Raw genomic sequence first — 19,388 nt, 5'->3', positions numbered from 1 at the left:
AGTGACGGCGTGGGCGGGGCGGCGGCGGCACGCAAAGGTGCAGGAAAGGGGTTGCGCGGGAGCCAGGTCTTGGGTAGGTTCCGGGCCCTCGCGAAACCCGCGAGAGTGCGCCACTAGCTCAGCTGGATAGAGCGTCGGCCTCCGGAGCCGAAGGCCAGTGGTTCGAATCCACTGTGGCGCGCTGGGTCCTCTACCTTTCCGCAACGTTCGCGGCTGGCTCGGCTGCGCTTCGCCCGGAACCCGCGTGAGCGCAAGGTGGGAAGCTGGTGCTCCGGGCTTCCTCGCGCTGATCGCCGATCGAGGGAGCGCCCGCGAGGGCGCGACGGTGGCCGGCCGACTCCTCGGCGGTGTGGCCGCGCGCTCCTAGCGAAGTTCTAGGGGCCATCGATCGCTTTTGCGCCGATCAAGACACGCCACTCATCAGCGTAGCTCGGATCGTCGCCCGGGTGGCAGGCGACAGGGTCGCTCAGGTAGTTGTCCACGCTCGTGCCCACGATCGCACGGTATGCCCCGCTCGCGTCGATATCCCCTTCGTGACCGTCGAGAATCGAGGCGCCGGGCACATGGTCGACCCAGAACTGGATCCGGGATCTGCGGCTGTTCAGGCATTCACGTCGGATCTCTTCGGGACATCCCTCTTCGGTGGCCGGCAACATCGAGATCGGCGCGAAATAGGCTTCACTTGACGAATCGGGGATCCAGCTGGAAGCGCGTACGCCTCCCGCGAGCAGCACGCCCGTGACATCGGAGCCGGCGCGCACCTCGAACCACTGATAGTCCTCGCCGAGATCATCATATCGCGCCGCCCGAAGGAACACGGGACCGCTCGCCGGAATGGCACCGACGATGTGGAGATTGGAAAGGGTTAGCGTCAGGCCGTGCACCGCGCCGTCTTCGTCCGTACATGCGAAGTCGCGCGATGCTGCGCTGGCCGCCTCCACCTGGCAGGGCGCGACGATATTGTAATCATAGGAATCGGACGGATCGCTCGGCCAATCTTCCACAACGAGCTCAAAATCAGCCGAAATCGCAGCCTGTCGAGGCTCGCAGACGGACGCCTGCTCTGGGTTCGTCGGGTCGTCGTCGCTGCTGCCCCCGGGGTCGTCCTCGTTGCCCCCGAGGTAGTCGTCGTTGAACGGCATAGCAGCAGGACCGCACGCGATTGTCGTGCAGAGCGGTGCGAGAGACATGAGCGCAAGAGCAAACGTCGAGAATGTGTGTCCCATGCGACGGCGAATACGCAACGCGTGTGCCGGCACGAACACCGATAAAACCCCTGGATCTCGCGTCGTGCACACAAACGTGCGTGGCACACATCGTCATGGGTTGTTACGGAATGCGCCATGCATCCCGTGAGCCGTCGCCGCGCAGCCGCACGGCCGCGTCGGCCGCCCGAGCGCCGCTTCACGCGCGGACGAGCTGCATCTCCGTCGACGTGAACGGCCGCGGCGGCAGCGCCGCGCGGTCACGGAAACCGAACCGCGCGTAGAACGTGTGCGCGTCCTGGGTGCCCAGGTGGACGTGGCTCGCGCCGCGGACCGCCGGGTGCCCGAGCAGCAGCCGCACCACCGCCTCGCCCACGCCGCGGCCCCGCAGCGAGGGCGCGACCATCACGTCGTACATCCACGCGCGCCTGCTCCCGTCGCTGATCGCCCGCGCCGTCGCCACGAGCCGGCCCGCCGCGTCCCGCGCGCCCACCCACGCCGACGAGCCGAGCAGCGCCCGCGCGATCGCCTCGCGCGACACGCCCTGGTTCCAGTAGCCGCCCTCCAGCAGATCGACGGCCGCTGCCACGTCGCGCGGGCCCAGCGCGCACGCGAGCACGCAGCCGGCCGGCGCCTGCAGGAACTCGGGCACCGGCGTGTCCAGGCAAGCGCCGCGGAGCAGCTCGATCGCCGCGGCATCGCCCGGCGCACCCCGCTCCCAGAGCTTCGTGAGGATCCGCGCCCGCTCCTCGGGCGTCCGGTTCTGCGCGAGCTTCGCCTTGCCGTCGAGCCGCGACAGCGGGACCGCGAGCACGAGGATCCCAGCGATGGCCTTGCGGTAGAGCGGGCTCGACGCGGCGAGCGGCGTGTACCCGCCCTCGGGCTGGTACTTCTGCATCAGCGCCTCCAGCACCTCGGCCTTGTGATCCGGATCGTCCACGCGCTCGATCACCCCGTGGACCTGCGCGCTCCGGTAGAGCGTCGTCGCCGGGCACGCCCGCTCCGGATCGGTGAAGTAGCTCGGGATCGACGCGACGACCTGCTCGCACGACACCACCGCGGGCCGACCGACAGCCTCGGTCTTCTCGCCCACGGGCGCGCCGTGGAACGCGATCGCGCCCCGGACCACGACGCCGTGCACCGTCTTCAAGACCGGCTCGCCCTCCGCCGTCGTCGACGCCAGGTGGACCACCTCCGCGAGACCGAGGAACGCCTCGGCCTCCGCCCTCTCCATGCGAAAAATCTCCCTGCGCATGGACCGAGGTTGGCGCGCACCTGGTACTCTCGAAAGATCCGGTTCGCCGATTTCTGCTAGACCAGCTGGCATGCCCTGGGAGCTCGCCCTCGCGGTCGATCCCGCCGCGCCGCAGCCGATCTTCCTCCAGATCGCGCGCGCCCTCGCCGACGACATCCGCCGCGGCCGGCTCCGCGCCGGCGCCGAGCTGCCGGGCAGCCGCGCGCTCGCGCGGTCCCTGTCGGTCCATCGCAACACCGTCCTCGCCGCGTACCGCGAGCTCGCCGCCGAGGGCTGGATCGAGGCCAGCGCCGCGCGCGGCACCTTCGTCTCGGCGGAGCTGCCGGCGCCGGCGCCCCGCGGCTTCGCCCGGCGCGCGGCCGCGCGGGCGGAGGTGCCGGCGCGGCTCGGCTTCGATCTCGGCGCGACCTCGCTCCGGCACGTGCCCATCATCCCGCCCGGCACGCTCCGCATGAGCGGCGGCCTCCCCGACATGCGCCTCGTCCCGACGGCGGCGCTCGCGCGCGCCTACCGCCGCGCGCTGCACGCCGGGTCGAAGCAGCTGCTCGACTACGCCGATCCGCGCGGCGACGAGCGCCTCCGCGCCGCCCTCGCCGCGATGCTCTCGGCGGTGCGCGGCCTCGCCGCCGGGCCGGAGTCGGTCCTCGTCACGCGCGGCAGCCAGATGGCGCTCGACCTCGTCGCCCGCGCCCTGATCGCGCCGGGCGACGCGGTCGCCGTCGAGTCCTACGGTTACCGCCCCGCGTGGGAGGCGCTCCGCCTCGCCGGCGCGCGGCTCCTCCCGCTGCCGGTCGACGCCGCGGGCCTCTCCCTCGACGCGCTCTCGGAGCTCGCCGAGCGGGAGCGCCTGCGCGCCGTCTACGTCACCCCGCACCACCAGTACCCCACGACCGCGGTGCTCGCGCCCGGCAGGCGCATCGCGCTCCTCGAGCTCTGCCGGGCCCGCCGGATCGCGGTCCTCGAGGACGACTACGATCACGAGTTCCACTACGACGGCCGCCCGGTGCTGCCGCTCGCCAGCGCGGACACGGCCGGCGTCGTCGTCTACATCGGCACCCTGTCCAAGATCCTCGCCCCCGGGCTCCGGATCGGCTTCGTGGTCGCCCCCGGACCGCTCATCGAGCGGCTCTCCCTCCACCGCACCTTCGTCGACCGGCAGGGCGACCACGCCGTGGAGCGCGCCGTCGCCGAGCTCCTCGAGGACGGCGAGGTGCAGCGCCACGCGCAGCGCGCGCGCCGCGCCTACCTTGCGCGGCGCGATCGGCTCGTCGCGTCGCTGCGCGCGCGGCTCCCCGACGCGCTCGACTTCGCCGTGCCTGCCGGCGGTATGGCCCTGTGGGCCAAGGTGGACGCCGCGATCGACGCGGACGCCTGGGCCGAGCGCGCGCTCGCGCGGAAGGTGGCGTTCTCCGCGGGGCGGCGGTTCGCGTTCGACGGCAAGAAGCGCCCCTTCCTGCGGCTCGGGTTCGCGGCGCTGGACGAGCAGGAGATCAGCGATGCGGTGGAGAGGATGGTCGAGGCGGTGTGAGCGCCCCGGCGGGTCGTGCTCTCGGGCACCGTGTTCCTCCTCAAGCTCCGATACGGCTGAACTCTCCTTCTCCCCCGCAGGCGCTGTCTCCGACAGACATCGATCGTCCCGCGACCCCGCCGCCGTCGAAGCGCGCTGCGCCCGCGGTGGATGGCTGATGGATCCGACGCGACGAAAGCCCCGCTGGCTTGACCTCGCTCGCGCCCCCTCTCACGATGCGAAGTAAGGGGGGATACAATGAATGGCGCGGTGATCTACGACCTCGCGATGCGGCTGCCGCTCGCCGTCCTCATGCTCTATAACGCCCTGTTCGTCGGGCGCGAACTCTATGCTCACCTGTTTCTCTGGAGCGGACCCAGGGGGCTCACATACGGGACGACGGTGGCCTCGCTCGTGGCCACCGAGGCCTACCTGCTGCTCGTCGCGGCGTTCACGCTCGTTCGCCTCCGCCCTGTACGCAAGCTGAGCGGCGTCGTACCTCGCATCACCGCGCTCGCCGCCGGCCTGCTGCCGGCGAGCATCGCATGGCTGCCCAAGACCCCGCCGATGCCCGGCCGTCTGGTGGTTGGCACGATGCTCATCGTCGGTGGAATGGCGCTCGCCGTGGTCAGCATCGGGTGGCTGGGCAAGTCGTTCAGCGTCATGCCCGAGGCGCGACGCCTCATCACGAGCGGCCCCTACCGGCTCGTGCGCCACCCTGTCTATCTCGCCACCCTGATCCAGGGGACGGGAATCATCTTGATCTATCCGTCCATCGCCGCGGTCCTGATCTACACGGTCGAGATGATCCTGCAGGTCATCCGCATGGGATACGAGGAGCGCGTGCTGCGCGACACCTTTCCGGAATACGACGACTACGCGCGCCGGACGTCCGCGCGGCTCGTCCCCCGCCTCTACTGAGGAGGGCTCGCGCGGCGCGCGCCCCCTCACTTAGCGTGGATTTCGCGCCTACGAAACCGATCCGAGGCGTGAGAAATCCGCCGTCGTAAACGGAAGTCCTTGAAAGAAAGGCTCGGCGTGGCGACCCGTCCGGGTTGCTATGACCAAACGAAGGCACACGCCGAGCACCTCCAAGGTGCGTCGACGCGAGCTCGGGTTCAAGAGGAAAGGCGACGGACGGCACCAAGAGCGAATCCGGCGGCCAGACCCTCGCAGCATTCACGTCGAGCCCACGGAGAAGAACCTGACGGGCGTCGCAGGGCTCGCCCCGTTCGGCGCCTTCATCCGCGAGCTCGGCATCGACGCGGCCCTGAGCCGCTGGTTCTCCCGGCTGAAGACCGGCCGCACGGTCATCTACCCGATGGCTGCGCAGATGCGCCTGCTGATGGACAGCGCGCTCGCCGGCGAGGAGCGCGTCTTCGGCATCGAGGCGCTCGCCGTCGATCCGCTCTTCGTGCGTCTCGCCGGCGGCGTCGTCCCGAGCATCGACACCGTCTACCGGGACCTGTGCCGGTTCGATGAGGAGGCGCTCGAAGCGCTGCACAGCATGGTCGTCGACCACGGGCTCGCCCTCGTTGCTCGCCGAAAGCACCGTTTCGTGCACATCGACGTCGACACGACCGTGGAGCCGCTCTTCGGGATGCAAGAGGGGGCACTTCCGGGCCCGAACCCACGCTACCGTGGCCGGCCGAGCTATCATCCGATCCTGGCGCGCATCGCCGAGGTCGAGGCCATTGTCGGGGCCAAGCTGCGACCGGGCGACACGAGCTTCGGCGAAGCCGATGTGCCCTTCGTCGAGGAGTGCATCGACCGGGCGCGCGCCGCAGCGCCGAGCGCGGCCATCTACGTGCGGATCGACGGCGCGGGGGATTGCAGCGCCTTGATGCACGCCGTCGCCACGAAGGAATGCTTTTTCCTGACCAAGGCGCGGATGAGCCCTGATCTGGTCGGCAGGGTCGCGTACGCCACCGGATGGCGTACCATCGACCGGGATGCCGACGGTCGTCCTCGACGGCAGGTGACCGAGGTCCCCTTCCGGCGCAGCGGTTGGCCGAATGGAGTCCGCGTGATCGCCGTACGCACACGCGATCGGGAGAACGGCAAGCAGATCTACCTCTGGGAGGGCCTCGACTACACGGTGCAGGTCTTCTTGACCAACGAGCCGGTCGAAGCGCCGGAAGACGTCGCGGCGCGGTATGACCTGCGCGCGGGCATCGAGCCACTCATCGGCGATCTCAAGCACGGATGGGGATGCGGTCGCGTGCCGAGCCATAGCTTCAACGCCAATCATGCCGCGCTGCTGCTGAAGTTGCTGACCGCCAACCTGATGCGCCGGTATGTCCTCGACCATGTTCCGCACCTCGCGACCTGGCGAACGCCGTGGTTGCGGCGCGCGCTGATCCTCGTCCCTGGAAGGTTGGCCCGCTCGAGTCGGTGCACGAAGCTGCACGTGCCGGAGCGCTCGCAGCTCGCTCGCCGGCTCAATTGAGCCCAGAACCAGCCGAAATCATGGTGGGGGGTAAGGGGGGCGTGTGCCTTTGCGCCGCGCTGAGCGCACCCGATTGTAATCGACGTCGCATTCGTCGGCGGAACGCCACTCGCGCGTCGCCGTCGGCCCACTCGTGCCCCGTAGGCGCGAAATCCACGCTTAGAGGCGGGCACGCGGCGCCATAGGGCAGGATGCAACGCCTGTCGCAGGATGCCTCGCTCGTCCGGACCCGGCGCTCTTACCTCGACGGGTCGGCCACGCGGCCGACGAACAGGATCGCGCTCGTCGCGCGATCCCGGATGACGAAGAGGAACGGGCGGTCGAAGCGGATGGCGGCGGGCTCGGGCGCCGACGTCTCGCCGATCACCACCGCCGTCGCAGCCGCCGCCTCGGTGCCCGCCTCGTTCACGGAGACGAACGCTTCGTGGAGCACATCGGTGATGAACAGGCCGCCCTGGACGCTTATCCCCGAGAAATCCGCGCGATCGGAGAAGGCGGCGGGCATCCCCAGATCCTCGAGCGGCGGGGCGAGATCCAGGGTCGAGGCGATCTTGAACCGCGGCAGCGCCATCGTGACGCTCCGCGACCCGAGGGAGGCGAGGACGCCATCCAGCCGCTCCGCATCGAGCCCCGCCTCGAAGCCGCCGAGCTCCGACGGGAGCACGAGCACCATCGACAGCTCACCGCCGTCGTAGGGCAGCTCCAGCGCCTCGTAGCCGTCGCCCTCGCCATAACGGACCTGCGCGTGGTTGGTCATCATCGGCACGGACACCGCGGAGCCGTCCGCCAGCGTGAAGCTCCCCGGAGTCGTCTCCTCCTCCTCGAACGGAAACTGCCAGGCAGCGTTGAAGTAGATGGCGTTCGTCAGCACGAGCCGGGTCGAGGGCCCGAGGGCGCCTTCAGGCAGGATGTCCTTGATGCGGTCCTCGGTGCGCTCGGCCACCCAGCCATTGATGATCCCCCGCGCCTCGTCGGGCGCCTGGACGAAGTCGACGACGTGCAGCCCGGCCCCGTAGCTCTCCGCCAGCACGTCGAGGAACGACGGCACGAACGCGGAGCCGACCTGCCCCCAGATCGCGTTGGCCACGTGGAGCCGGAACCCCTTGCCGTCCCGCCCCTCGGCGCGCTCGCCGCGGCGCGCGAGCGCCAGATCGAGCGTGTTGAACGCCGGGTGGAGCCGCGCTTGCGGCAGCGTGAACCGCAGCGCGCGCGCCATCTGCTCCGCGGTTTCCCCGCGCGCGCCGGCGTACGTCATCGCCAGCGCGCTCGACACGCTGTACGGCGAGCAGAAGAGGTTGCCCGGCGCGGCGCCGATCCGGCGGTAGAGCTCGAGCGCGAACTCCGTGTTGCCGAGGGCGAGCTCCCTGGCGTCGGCCTCCGGCACCCGAGGCGCGCGGGCCCGCTGCCTGTCCGAGGCGACGACGCAGCCCGCGGTGCCCGGATCGGCGCACCCGGACGGCGAGGGCCGCGGCTCCGGCTCGGCGCCGCCAGAGGAGCAACCGGCGCAGAGCAGGGAAAATGGCAACAGGACCACAGGGATCGGAGGCCTACGCATACGCCCGGCGCAGCAGGGGGCGTGCCGAACCGCCCATGATAGGATGGCTCCCACCATGCGGAGAGCGCGAGAGACAGCCCTCGGAGAGGCGCGGCGCCCGTGATCGTGCTCGTGATGGGCGTGAGCGGCGCCGGGAAAACGACGGTTGGGGCGGGCCTTGCGCGCGAGCTCGGATGGGAGCTCGTCGACGCCGACGACTTCCACCCCGCCGCCAACATCGAGAAGATGCGCGCCGGCAAGCCGCTCGACGATCGGGATCGCGCGCCGTGGATCGCGGCGCTCACCGCGCGTATCCGCCAGCTCCTCGACGAGGGGCGCGGCGCCGTGCTCGCCTGCTCGGCGCTCAAGGCGGCGCACCGCGCGCAGCTGCTCGTCGACCCCGCGCGGATGCGCCTCGTGCACCTGACCGGCGATCCAGCGCTGATCGCCGCGCGCCTCTCTGCGCGCAAGGATCACTTCATGCCCCCCGGCCTCCTCTCGACGCAGCTCGCCGCGCTGGAGCCGCCCGAGGACGCGATCCGCGTCGACGTCGGCGGCCCCCCCGAGGAGATCGTCGCCGCCGTCCGCCGCGCGCTCGGCGTGTGAGCCGGGCCAGCGCCGCGCCGCCTGCCGGCGCCGGGCGCTTTCCAGGCGATCTCTCCGGGAGGACCCGAGCGCCCGCGCGCGGTCAGCCCGGGTCCGGCAAGCGGGTCAGGAAGAGCGCGCCCTGGTCGCTGGAGAGGCGTTCGCCCCCGAGCGCCATCGTGCCCTGGAAGGACCCGGCCAGCATCGGGCTCTCCCACGGATCCATCTCCAGCCCGGAGACGTGGACGTCCGCGCCGATGCGCCGGGTCCACTGCTCCTCTCCGCTCGAGCTGAGCCCGGCCGCCCACGCGCTGCACGACGCCGGCTCATCCGCCGACGCGCACAGCGCGTCGCCTGCCAGCACCACGCGCTCGCCGCTCGCCGTGATGCGGCGGGGGCTCCGCGCGTCGAAGCGCTTCACCCAGATCACACGGCCATCCGGGCCGATCTTGGCGACGAACGGCCGCGGGCCGCCCGGCAGATCGGGCTCGCCGAAGACGCCGCTGCCGGAGAGCAACGCGGCGCCTTCCGGATCCACGGCGAGGTCGTACGCCTCCTCGAGCTGATCCGGCGAGCCACGGAACCGCTTGTGCCACACGAGCTCTCCGTTCCGGTCCAGCTTGGTCACGAACGTCGCCGTGCCCCGCCCGTCCTGGCTCGCGAGGATCGCGTTCCCGTCGCGGTCGACCTCGATGCCGATCTCGTCGCTGTCGGAGCCGCTCGGCGGCAGGCTGACCCACGCGAAGCGACCCGAGGCGTCGAGCCGGACGACGAAGGCGCCGATCGCCCGCCGCTCGATCCGCGCGCCGGCGACCTTCGCGGCCCCCTCCAGCCTGCCGAGCACGAGCGCGCCGCCGCGGCCATCGGCGGCGAGCGCCGTGCCGCTCAGGATCGCGTCCTCCTCCGCGGAGATCTGCGCCGCCCAGCTCGCCGCGCCGCGCGGGCCGAGCTTCGCGAGGAACAGGTCCGCGCCCGAAGGCGACGCCGCCGTCAGCCGGTGCGCGCCGAAGCGGACCGTGCCGGAGAAATCGCCGAACACGAGCGACTGACCCCCGCTGCTCGCGGCCACGTCGATGGCGCTCTGCGCCGTGCCGTCGCCGAACTGCTTGCTCCAGAGCGGAGCGCCGCACGCGTCGAGCTCGGCCACGAAGGCGTCCGTCGCGCCCGCGCTCCGCAGCCGGGTGCTGCCGAAGGTCAGCTCCCCTTCGAAGGAGCCGGCGAGCAACGCGCGGCCGGCGCCGTCGACCGTGAAGCCGCGCAGGGTCGCGCCCTTGCCAGGATACTGCCGGCTGAACGATCTCTGCCGGCACGCCCGCTCGGCCCGCTCGCTGTCGCCGAGCCCGGCCGCGCCGGCCAGCCGCCCGCTGGGTGCGACCGCGGCACCCAGACACACGCCCCCGGGGCCGACTGCCCCCATCTCGCACATCCCGGGAGGCGAGGCGTGCTCGGCGTTCGCCCGCGCCGCACCGCCGCTGTCGCCTCCGGGTTCGCCCTCCGACACAGCGTCCGCAGCCTCCGAGGACATACACCCGGCGCCACAGCAGATGACGCCGCAGAGGGCGCTCCGTGCTCTCAAGACAGACCACATACTGAATCTCCTCTCCCGCCTCGACGCGGGCACACTGGAAACATTGCAGGATGCGGACCATGGCCCGCGCCTTTCAAGCTTCTCGCGAAGTTGAAAACTCCAAACTTTTCTCGCTGGATGCGGGCTCATCCGGGGCAGGAGGACGCGTTCGTTCGGCGCCGCCTCATGTCCTCTTCGCACCGTCGCTCCAGGGCGAACCGGCCATTCGACCCAGGTCGCGCGATCGTTCGACTCGCGCGCTGGCACGCGCGCGCCGACAGAGATGGATAGGGCATCTCTCGCCCTGGACACCGCCTGTTCCCTATCCAGATCATCGATGGTCGAAATAGGGTCGAGTCGCTCGCCGCTGCCGTCGAGGCGCGGGCGACTGGCATCTTGAACGTCGCCTGGCCCGGCGAGGCGCAGGCGATGGGGCGGGTTGCTCGCGCGCAAGGCCCTGACGCCGGGACGGCCCTGACGCCGGGGCGGGCATCAGGAGCCGCGAGCCGCGGGCGGGGCGCCCGCGCGGACCCCGAGGCCGCCCTCCCCCGGCTCCGCGGGTGGCCGTCGGCGCGCGCAGAACGGAAAGACGGGCGTCTACCACCGTAGCGCACCCACGCCCACTTAAGGTAGGATGCTGCCACCCGACTCCGGCGGACGTATTCCCGCTGGAGGAGCCCGCGACCGCGGGCGCCGGCCGCTCCATGATCCCCTACCCATCTACGATCACGACGGAGCTCCCTGCGAGCGAAGACGCGACTGCGCGGCCCCCCGCGCCAGCCCCGCCCTCGCCGCCGGCGCCCCCCGCGATCGCCTCGGAGATGGCGATGAAGTTGCTCTGCAAGCCCGCTGACGAGCGCACCGCGCGTGCGCAGGTGCTGAAGGTCGACATCGACGCCTACGCCGCCCTCCCTGACGCGGAGCGGCGCGCGGTCCACCTGCGCCTCGGGCGTATGGCCGAGGCGCGATCGCAGCGCGAGCGCTCGGACGAGGCGCTCTTCGAGGCCGCGCACCACCTGAACCTCGGCGCGCCCTTGATCGTCGAGCCGCGCGAGCGGGCGGCGCTCGCCGCGATGAACCTCGCCGCGGGCCGCAAGGCGAGGGAGCGGGGCGCGACCCCGGCGGCCGCCGATCTCTTCGAGGCCGGGATCGCGGCGCTGCCGGACGGGAGCTTCAAGCGAGACCACGAGATCGCCTTCTCGCTGCACGCGGAGGCGGCCGAGTGCGCGCACCTCGGCGGCCGGCTCGAGCGCGCGGAGGCGCTGCTCGACGTGCTCGCGGCGGAGGCGCGCTCGGATCTCGAGCGGGCCAGGGCGCACGAGCTGCGCATCGCCGTGTACACAACGCAGGGCCGGCTCGACGAGGCGGTGGCGCTCGGAAAGACGGCCCTCGCGATGCTCGGCGTCCCCCTCCCCGAGGACGGGCCGGGGCGAAAGGCGGCCGCAGACGCCGAGTTCGCGGCCGCGCGCGCCGCGCTCGGCACGCGCCGGCTCAAGGATCTGCTCGACGAGCCCGAGGCGTCGGACGCCCGGACCCGCGCGGCGCTCCGGCTCCTCATGGCCCTGATGCTCCCCGCCGCAACGGTGAACCCGCCGCTCTGCACGTTCATCGCGGCCAGGCAGGTCAACCTGTCGCTGGAGCACGGCCACGGCGGAGTTTCCTCGTACGGCTACATGGCCTACGCCTGGGTCGCCGCGCGGGTGCTCCGCCGCTACGACGAGGCCTACGAGCTCGGCCAGCTCGCGCTCGAGATGAACGAGAGGTCCGGACAGCCCGAGCTCTCGTGCCGGCTGCGCGTCGTGCTCGGGGCCCACGTCAGCGTCTTCACCGATCACCTTCTTTCCAGCCTCGATCTCTTTCAGGCCGCGCTCGAGGCGGGGCACAGGACGGGCGATCTCACCTACCTGTCCCAGGCGTGCGTCCACACCGCGCTCGTTCGGTTCGGGCTCGGCGACGAGTGCGAGGCGGTGCGGGCCGAGGTCGACGGGTTCCTCTCGCTGGTGCGGCGCGCGCGGGAGGAGCTCGCCGCCCTCGCGCTGACCGGGGTGCGCCGCGCGCTCGACGACCTGATGGACGCGACGCGCGCCGGCACGTCCCGCCCACCCAGCCACGGCGATCTCGACGACGCAGCGGATGAAGCGAAGCTCTCGGCGCCGGCGCACGGCGCCGCCGCGCGCGTCCACTACGCGCTGCGGCAGCAGATCTGCTTCCTCAACGAGGACTACGAGGGGGCGCTGCGGATGGGCTCGCTGGCCGAGGCGAGGATGCAGGGCGGCGTCGACGATCACCTCGCGACGGAGGTGTTCTTCTACACCTGCCTGACGCTGCTCTCGCCCGCGCTGGCGCGCGGCCGGCAGCTGACCACCGTCTCGGTGGCGAGCTACCGGGATCGGTTCTCGGAGTGGGGCGAGCGGTGCCCGGACAACTACCGTCACAAGCACCTCCTCCTCCGCGCGGAGTCCGCGCGCGCCGCCGGCGAGGAGCTCGCGGCGATGAAGCTCTACGATCAGGCGATCGAGTCGGCGAAGGTGAACGGTTTCGTCCGGGACGAGGCGCTCGCCAGCGAGCTCTGCGCGAAGTTCCACCTGGCGAGCGGCAGGGAGAGGATCGCCCACGTCTACATGGCCGATGCCCACGAGGGCTATCTGCGGTGGGGCGCGCAGGCCAAAGCGCGACAGCTGTCGCGAAAGTACCCGCACCTCGTGGCGCGCGCCGCGCTCGTCGGGCAGCAGAGCCGTCCGCCGGAGTCCTCACTCCCGGCGAGCACGGAGCGCCCCACGTCGCTCGACGCGTTCGCCCTCCTCCGCGTCTCGCGCGCGCTCTGCGGGGAGCTCGTCCTGGAGCGCCTCTTCGAGCGGCTCCTCCGGGCCCTGAGCGAGAGCGCGGGGGCGCAGCGCGCCGTGCTGGTCCTCGCGCGCGACGGCGCGCTGACCATCGAGGCCGAGCTCGACGGCGACCGCGGAGGGGTCCGCCTCGGACCTGCGACGCCGCTCGATTCCACCGCCGATCTCGCCGCGAGCGTCGTCCAGCACGTCGCCCAGACACAGCAGCCGATCGCCCTCACCAGCGCGGCCCTGGACGAGCGGTTCGCGGACGACCCTTACCTGCTCGAGGGCGGCCTTCGATCGATCCTGTGCCTCGCCATGACGCATCAGGGCCGCCTCACGGGCGTGCTCTACGCGGAGAACGGCGCGACCGCTGGCGCGTTCCGCGCCGGCCAGGTCGAGCTCTGCGGCCTCCTCGCATCGCAGGCGGCGGTGGCCGTGCACAACGCGTTGCGCCATCGCGACGCGCAGAGCACCTCGCGCGAGCTCCGTCGCTGCAATGAAGCCCTCGTCGACGAGGTCGCTCGCCTCACCGAGGAGCTCCGCGCGTGCAACCGCGACGCTAGCCCCACGAGCGAGCTGCGGCGCTGCAACGAGGCGCGCTAGCCCCGCTGCAGCGGGGTGCGTCCGGGTCCGTCCCGCCCGACAGGATTCCCCGCCAGGAAGGGGAGAGCTTCAGCGAGGCTTCGCGGGGGGCGCCGTGGGCAAAGCTCACATCGCTGAGGGACATCCCCTCTGAAAAATCCATGACGCCGGCACCAGAGGGGCCGCAAAACATGCATAGCGCGAGCGCGTCTACGCCATGGCTCCGTCCGAGATGCGTACAAGCGCGAAGGGGAATGCAGCCGTGCGAACAAGGCGCGCCGCAGCGCGAAAGACACGTGGCAGCGCGGTAGAGCGCGCGGCAGCAGCGCACGCCGTCCTGCACCCGGCCCCTCGAGGCCGGCGCTGACAGACACAGTTTCCGAAATCAAAATGCTCGGGACACCACGAGACGGTGGGAAGACACAAGCACCTGCCGTCTCCCAGCCTACCCGTGATTCCCGAGCCTACAGCGCGGCGCAACTTCGTGCGCTACGGGCTCATCCGCGTCGTTCGGCTCGCTTCAGCGCACGTTCGCACGCCTAACGCGCTGGCCTGGCGGTCGAGCTAGCATCCCACGAACCTGCACATCGCGATAGAGCGCCGAACAACGCCCGACCAAGGCATGCAGCCGCGAAGACGCATGGGGACGGGAGGTGATGAGTGGCGCTCCAACAGCCTATCCCCCGCCCGCCGTACCGCGGGCTCGGCGAGGGATGGCCGCTATCGACGCGCTCGTCTCAGGCGCCGCCCGCGCCGCCCGCGCCGCCGGCGCCGCCAGCGCCGCCGGCACCACCGGTGCCGCCGCCCTCGCCCGCGCCACCCTCGCCACCCGCGCCGCCGGTGCCGCCGCCCTCGCCCGCGCCACCCTCGCCGCCGGTGCCGCCGCCCTCACCCGCGCCACCCTCGCCGCCGGCGCCGCCTTCGCCGCCTTCGCCGCCCGTGCCCGACGCCGAGCTCGTCGTCGTGGAGGAGGTGGTGGTGGTCCCATCGTCATCGCCGCATCCGGCGCCGATCATCATCATGGTCGCGCCTAGCAGCAGCGCGCTTGCAAAGATGCTCTTCGAAGCGTTCATGGTTCGTTCTCTCCGTTGGGTTGTCCCCCCCAAAGAATGACTCGGCAGAACCCCGCGCCGATCACCGCTCCACACCGCCAAGCGACTCAATCCACGCAAATTCGCGCAAAATGTGCGCCCTAAAAAGCGCTATGAGCACGCTGCATTCGATGGGCCGGTGTCAACTCCGTGGGGATTCCGTTATGGTGGACGATAAGCCACCATACTGGATTACGCAAGCTTTTTGTCTCACTGCATCATCGTTGCATGTGGGTGCCCCCCCGTGAGCTCCCGCTGGTCAAGCACATTCGCCCACATCGGCGCGGGCGAACCTGACGCGTGAAGAGCGACTGCGCCTGACAGCTCATCCGCCATAACGGATTGACCTCCAGAGGTGAGGGCCCCATGAGCCAAAGCCTCCTCGCGTGAGCGGCCTGGAGGAGCTGCGCCGGCGCCGCGCAACACGCGAACAGAGCCCGACTGCAGCGCGGACGCGCCTCGTCTGGCCCCCGATGGGTCGGCTCCCGGTCTGGTCATGAGGACACGTTCGCGTCATCAAGTGCAAGAAGTGCAAGTCCCAGGCCCGATGCCCATCGGCCATGGTCCTCGTCCCTGCTCATGAGCGCAGGCACGCTGGGGAGAGACCCGATATCGCTGGCGGGGCGGGCGAGGTAGCGAGCGAGCTCAGGTTGGATGTGCGAGCGACGGAGAACGCGGAGGCGCGCCGCTATGGAGCGCCCGCGGCCCCTCGTCTCCGCGCGCTCTTCACGGGTTGATCTCCTCGCTCGACCCTCGCTCCCGGGCGCAGGGGAGGTCGCCTGCGCGGGCCCGGGCCGCGAGGCTGGCCACGGCGGCCACGAGGGCGGCGGGCTCGATCGGCTTCGTGGCGTGCATGTGGAAGCCGGCGTCGAGCGCGCGCTTCTGGTCCTCCTTGCGAGCATAGGCCGTCAGGGCCAGCGCGGGCAGATCGCCGCCGGCCTGCGGCGGGCGCTGGCGGATGGCGCGGATGAGCTCATAGCCGTCCTCGCCCGGCATGGCGATATCGCTCACGAGCACGTGCGGGAGATCCGCGCAGAACGCCGCGAGCGCCTCGTGGGCCGAAGCCACGGCCGTCACCTCGGCGTGGTGCTGCGACAGCACCTCCTGAAGGAGCTCCCTGGCGTCCGCGTCGTCCTCGACGAGCAGGACGCGGAGCCCGCCGAGATTGGACGCGGACTCCGAACAAGCGAGCGAGCGCGACCGTCCCTCCCTCGCGAGCGCCGGGAGCGAGCTGCGCTCGACCCCGAGGAGCGGGAGCCGGACCACGAACGTCGACCCCTTGTGCAACCCAGGGCTGTCGGCCACGACCGAGCCGCCGTGGATCTCGACGATATGGCGCACAAGGGACAGCCCGATGCCGAGGCCCGCGTGCGTCCTGCGGCTCGTGCTGTCGGCCTGACGAAAGCGCTCGAAGACGAGCGGGAGGAAATCCGGCGCGATCCCCTCCCCCGTGTCGCGCACCGTGAGCTCCGCCGTCGCGCCGGCCCGCCGGAGGGAGACGAGGATATGGTCCCCGGGACGGGTGAACTTGAGCGCGTTGGACGTGAGGTTCGAGACGACCTGCTGCAGCCGATCCGCGTCGCCGTTCACCTCGATGTCGGGGTCGAGCGAGACGTCGATCGTGAGGCCCTTCGCCTCGGCGGCGGGGCGGATCGCGTCGATGGCGGTCTCCACGACTGGCGCGAGCGCCATCGGCGCGGCGCTGATGCTCAGCTTGCCCGTCGTGACCCGCGAGACGTCGAGGAGATCCTCGATGAGCTTCGTCTGCGCGGCCACGTTGCGCTCGATCACCTCGAGCCCGTGGGACACCCGCTGCTCATCGAACGGCTCGGACCGCAGGAGGTGCGTCCAGCCGAGGATCGCGTTCAGCGGGCTGCGCAGCTCGTGGGAAAGCGTGGCGAGGAACTCGTCCTTCAGGCGGTTCGCCTCGCGCGCCTCGGCGTGCACGCAGTTCTGGATGGCGATGGAAGCGAGCTGCGCGAGCTGCACGAGGACGGTCTCGTCGTCGTCGGAGAACTCGCCGTCGTTCCGATCCGAGAGCTGGATGGTCCCGATGTTCTGGCCGTCGGCCGCGGTGAGGGGCGCCGCGAGGTACCCCCGCGGCGGCGGCCTCTGCCCGCCGTTGTCCAGCCACTCCGGGTGCAGCGAGAGCTCTCGCTGCGTCAGCCGGAGAGGCCTGTTCCTGGCGCAGACGAGCGCGCACAGCTTGCCGGCGATGGGGGGAGGCGCCTCCTTCTGGAACGTCGTGTACCGCTCCGAGAGCGACACCGCGGTCCGCGCCCGCTCACCGGGCCGCTCCAGCTTCACGAGGGTCATCGCCTGATGGGCGCCGCCGACGTCGCGGGCCGCCTCCGTGATCGCCGCGACCATGGCGTCGAGCGACAGGGCCGAGTTGATCGTGAGCGCGGCGCGGTTGAGCCGCTGGAGCTGCTCCGCGTGCGCGCGCAGCGACTCCGCCTGGAGCTTGATCTTCTGTGTCTTCTTGAAGAGATCGACGAAGACTGACACCTTGGTGCGGAGGACCTCGGGGGCGAACGGGGTCATGATGTAATCGACCGCCCCGAGCGAATAGCTGCGCTCGACATAGACGCGCTCGGTGTGCGCCGTCAGGAAGATGATCGGCGTGTGCAGCGTGCTCCGCCGCTTGCGGATGAGCGTCGCCGTCTCGAACCCATCTATCTCAGGCATCTGGATGTCGAGGAGGATGACCGCGAACTCCTCCTGAAGGAGATGGCGAAGCGCTTCCCTCCCGGACGCCGCCTTGACGATGTTCTCGCCGAGCGGCGCGAGGACTGCCTCCAGGGAGAGGAGCTGCTCAGGCCTGTCGTCAACGATCAGGATGTTGACTCTGCCTACTTCTGCCCTCATCCCGCGTCTCCTTGCCCCCCTTGCTCCGTGTCAGCGCCGCGGCCAGCCTCGCAGCATCCTCAGGAATGGGGCTGTGTCCACCGCTTTCGGGCGGCGTCTGCCGCGTCCGCTCCAGCCCGCTCCAGCGCTCCGCGCGAGGAGGCTCTGGGAAACCACGTCGCCGCAGGGATGCAGCGCGCGCCCGCGGCGGAGGGTGAGCACGCCCGCCCGCTGCCGGAGCGCCTCTCCGGGCGCCGGAGGGCCTTCCCGGAGGCGGCCCTGCGCAGGGGCGCCGGCGCGCGGAGCGCACGCCGGCCACGCTCAGCCCCGGGACGCTCGGCCCGCCCGGCATGGCCGCTCCGCAGATCCATTCCAGCCCCTCCCGTGCGCTGCCCTGCGCCGACGAGCTCGTATCGTAATCGAGGCGCTGTCTTATCTGCGACCCAGGCCTCACCTGCAGTATCCACAAGGGGGCGCCTGACGCCGCTGCATGATTCCCGCACGCAGACCCTACACCGGAGCACGCCAGGGTGGAAAGAGGAATTCGTGCGCCACCGAGCGCCACCGAGCGCCCCCTCGAAGAGGCCGTGATAGCAGCGCGAGAATCGGAGAAACACGAAGAAAACCGACGCAAGTGGCGCGGAGAGCTAGGCATCGATGCTCTCCTGACTCTCTGTCGATACCCGCTCGACGCGCTCGGTGTGCCTCGTGTTTCGGTGTGAGGAGCCGGTCGCCTGCGCCGCGCGCTAGACGGCGGAGCGCCGCTCCTGGAGCGAGCGCGAGTGCCGGAGGATCACCTCGAAGATCTCGGCGACGCCGTCGGGGTCGAGGCCGAGCTCGACGGCGCAGCGGCGGCGCGACTCCATCAGCCGCGCCTCGCGCACCGGATCCCGGACCGCCGCCCCGATCGTGGCCTTGGCGCGCCCGGCGCGCTGGACGAGCTCGGCCCTCCGCGCGAGCAGGCCGACGAGCTCCAGATCCAGGTCGTCGATGAGCTCCCGCGTCTCGCGGAGCTCGGGAGAGAGCGCGCCGAGATCGGGGATCGCGAGCGCGGCGAGGTCCTCGGGCGCGGCGTCCTTGGTCGGGACGTCGAGGCTTCGATCGACGGCGACGAGCGCGTCGATGAGGCGGCGGCGCGCCTCGCCCGCGAAGGGGTTCTCGCGGTGCAGCGCGGCGAACAGGTGCCCCGCGTCGACGCGCACCGTCTCGATCGTGTGCGCGATGCCCTGGAACGAGGGCGGCGCGTAGGGCGCGCCAGCGGGCACGCCCGCGTCCATCATGCCCTTCGCGATGAAGAACGCGAGCGCGTGCGTGAAGGCCATGACGCGGTCGTGCTCCTCCGGCGCCTGCTCCAGCACCTGACAGCCGATCCGCTCGAACAGCGCGACGATGCGGCGCACCGCGTCCGGGTGCGCAGGGTTGGGGCAGACGACGACGCGCAGCGGGCGCTCGCCGCGGGCGAGGCTCGCCGGACCGAACAGCGGGTGCGTCGCCACCCAGGGCCGGCCTTCGCCGAGCACCTCGGCCATGGCGCTCGCCGGCACGCTCTTCACGCTGCCCACGTCGGCCACCAGCTGCCCCGGCGCAAGGTGCGGCCGCAGCGACAGCAGGGCTTCGCGCACCGCCGGCACCGGGACGGCGACGATGACGAGATCCGCGCCGTCCACGAGCTCCGGGAGCGAGGCGGCCCGCGCGGCGCCGCGGACCTCCGCAGAAGGGTCGAACGCGCGCACCGAGATCCCCGCATCGCGGAGCAGCGACCCGAGCGCCGCACCGAAGCGGCCATACCCGAGGAATGCGACCTTGCCGATGCGCGCGGGCGGAGCGAGACCGCCCCCGGAATGTGGGAGAGAATGCGGCATGCGGCGGATACTACGACAGCCGGTCTACGCGGATGCCACGTTTTCTCGGCATAGCCGCGAGGCTCTGCGACCGCGT

12 protein-coding genes and 1 tRNA gene are annotated in these 19,388 nt (G+C 71.3%); 6 read left to right on the top strand and 7 right to left on the bottom strand.

What is annotated here, in order from left to right:
- Positions 1 to 107 precede the first annotated feature (107 nt).
- Positions 108 to 181: transfer RNA gene (locus WMF46_RS07100), tRNA-Arg, on the top strand.
- A gap of 193 nt (positions 182 to 374) precedes the next feature.
- On the opposite strand, the gene WMF46_RS07095 is transcribed toward WMF46_RS07100, so the two are convergent.
- Together WMF46_RS07095 and WMF46_RS07090 are read right to left on the bottom strand one after the other, a co-directional pair.
- On the bottom strand, positions 375 to 1,142 hold the full coding sequence (locus tag WMF46_RS07095) for a hypothetical protein (RefSeq protein WP_437984911.1): 768 nt from the start codon (positions 1,140 to 1,142) through the stop codon (positions 375 to 377).
- Between the two features lie 262 nt (positions 1,143 to 1,404).
- The gene (locus WMF46_RS07090; protein ID WP_437984910.1) at positions 1,405 to 2,439 is read right to left on the bottom strand and encodes a GNAT family N-acetyltransferase; all 1,035 of its coding nucleotides are present in this window, start codon (positions 2,437 to 2,439) and stop codon (positions 1,405 to 1,407) included.
- A 91-nt stretch (positions 2,440 to 2,530) separates the two neighbouring features.
- Between WMF46_RS07090 and WMF46_RS07085 the strand changes: the two genes are divergently transcribed.
- From WMF46_RS07085 to WMF46_RS07075, 3 genes are all read left to right on the top strand, one after another.
- Positions 2,531 to 3,988, top strand: coding sequence for a PLP-dependent aminotransferase family protein (locus WMF46_RS07085; RefSeq protein ID WP_437984909.1), 1,458 nt, complete (start codon positions 2,531 to 2,533; stop codon positions 3,986 to 3,988).
- A gap of 249 nt (positions 3,989 to 4,237) precedes the next feature.
- Positions 4,238 to 4,888 carry a methyltransferase family protein gene (locus WMF46_RS07080; RefSeq protein ID WP_437984908.1) on the top strand — a complete coding sequence of 217 codons (651 nt, stop codon included), beginning with the start codon at positions 4,238 to 4,240 and terminating at the stop codon, positions 4,886 to 4,888.
- Between the two features lie 139 nt (positions 4,889 to 5,027).
- Positions 5,028 to 6,416, top strand: a complete 1,389-nt coding sequence (locus WMF46_RS07075) for an IS1380 family transposase (RefSeq protein ID WP_437980858.1) — start codon at positions 5,028 to 5,030, stop codon at positions 6,414 to 6,416.
- A gap of 238 nt (positions 6,417 to 6,654) precedes the next feature.
- Here WMF46_RS07075 and WMF46_RS07070 read toward each other — a convergent pair whose 3' ends face one another.
- Positions 6,655 to 7,971 (bottom strand): serpin family protein, encoded by a 1,317-nt coding sequence (locus WMF46_RS07070; protein ID WP_437984907.1) that lies wholly within the window; start codon positions 7,969 to 7,971, stop codon positions 6,655 to 6,657.
- Positions 7,972 to 8,070: 99 nt separating this feature from the next.
- Between WMF46_RS07070 and WMF46_RS07065 the strand changes: the two genes are divergently transcribed.
- Positions 8,071 to 8,556: a gluconokinase gene (locus tag WMF46_RS07065; RefSeq protein WP_437984906.1), complete on the top strand. Its 486-nt coding sequence runs from the start codon at positions 8,071 to 8,073 to the stop codon at positions 8,554 to 8,556.
- Positions 8,557 to 8,638: 82 nt separating this feature from the next.
- On the opposite strand, the gene WMF46_RS07060 is transcribed toward WMF46_RS07065, so the two are convergent.
- On the bottom strand, positions 8,639 to 10,036 hold the full coding sequence (locus WMF46_RS07060; protein ID WP_437984905.1) for a hypothetical protein: 1,398 nt from the start codon (positions 10,034 to 10,036) through the stop codon (positions 8,639 to 8,641).
- A gap of 893 nt (positions 10,037 to 10,929) precedes the next feature.
- Here WMF46_RS07060 and WMF46_RS07055 point away from each other — a divergent pair.
- On the top strand, positions 10,930 to 13,533 hold the full coding sequence (locus WMF46_RS07055) for a GAF domain-containing protein (protein WP_437984904.1): 2,604 nt from the start codon (positions 10,930 to 10,932) through the stop codon (positions 13,531 to 13,533).
- Positions 13,534 to 14,249: 716 nt separating this feature from the next.
- Here WMF46_RS07055 and WMF46_RS07050 read toward each other — a convergent pair.
- The 3 genes from WMF46_RS07050 to WMF46_RS07040 all read right to left on the bottom strand — a co-directional run bounded on the left by WMF46_RS07050 (position 14,250) and on the right by WMF46_RS07040 (position 19,312).
- A complete protein-coding gene (locus WMF46_RS07050; protein WP_437984903.1) occupies positions 14,250 to 14,585 on the bottom strand; it encodes a hypothetical protein in 336 nt (111 codons plus the stop codon).
- Between the two features lie 744 nt (positions 14,586 to 15,329).
- The gene (locus WMF46_RS07045) at positions 15,330 to 17,471 is read right to left on the bottom strand and encodes a response regulator (protein ID WP_437984902.1); all 2,142 of its coding nucleotides are present in this window, start codon (positions 17,469 to 17,471) and stop codon (positions 15,330 to 15,332) included.
- A gap of 725 nt (positions 17,472 to 18,196) precedes the next feature.
- Positions 18,197 to 19,312 (bottom strand): prephenate dehydrogenase/arogenate dehydrogenase family protein, encoded by a 1,116-nt coding sequence (locus tag WMF46_RS07040; protein ID WP_437984901.1) that lies wholly within the window; start codon positions 19,310 to 19,312, stop codon positions 18,197 to 18,199.
- Positions 19,313 to 19,388 lie beyond the last annotated feature (76 nt).

It is taken from the genome of Sorangium sp. So ce117 (assembly GCF_051524395.1).
Classification (GTDB): domain Bacteria; phylum Myxococcota_A; class Polyangia; order Polyangiales; family Polyangiaceae; genus Sorangium; species Sorangium cellulosum_B.
Note: the sequence above shows the minus strand (reverse complement) of the source record. Positions and strands in the feature narration are given on the sequence as shown.

Bases quoted from the DNA above. Each gene is read 5' to 3' on its own strand.
- WMF46_RS07050 (WP_437984903.1), bottom strand. From the start codon at position 14,585: ATGAACGCTTCGAAGAGCATCTTTGCAAGCGCGCTGCTGCTAGGCGCG.
- WMF46_RS07095 (WP_437984911.1), bottom strand. From the start codon at position 1,142: ATGCCGTTCAACGACGACTACCTCGGGGGCAACGAGGACGACCCCGGG.
- WMF46_RS07040 (WP_437984901.1), bottom strand. From the start codon at position 19,312: ATGCCGCATTCTCTCCCACATTCCGGGGGCGGTCTCGCTCCGCCCGCG.
- WMF46_RS07075 (WP_437980858.1), top strand. From the start codon at position 5,028: ATGACCAAACGAAGGCACACGCCGAGCACCTCCAAGGTGCGTCGACGC.
- WMF46_RS07090 (WP_437984910.1), bottom strand. From the start codon at position 2,439: ATGGAGAGGGCGGAGGCCGAGGCGTTCCTCGGTCTCGCGGAGGTGGTC.
- WMF46_RS07085 (WP_437984909.1), top strand. From the start codon at position 2,531: ATGCCCTGGGAGCTCGCCCTCGCGGTCGATCCCGCCGCGCCGCAGCCG.
- WMF46_RS07070 (WP_437984907.1), bottom strand. From the start codon at position 7,971: ATGCGTAGGCCTCCGATCCCTGTGGTCCTGTTGCCATTTTCCCTGCTC.
- WMF46_RS07055 (WP_437984904.1), top strand. From the start codon at position 10,930: ATGAAGTTGCTCTGCAAGCCCGCTGACGAGCGCACCGCGCGTGCGCAG.
- WMF46_RS07045 (WP_437984902.1), bottom strand. From the start codon at position 17,471: ATGAGGGCAGAAGTAGGCAGAGTCAACATCCTGATCGTTGACGACAGG.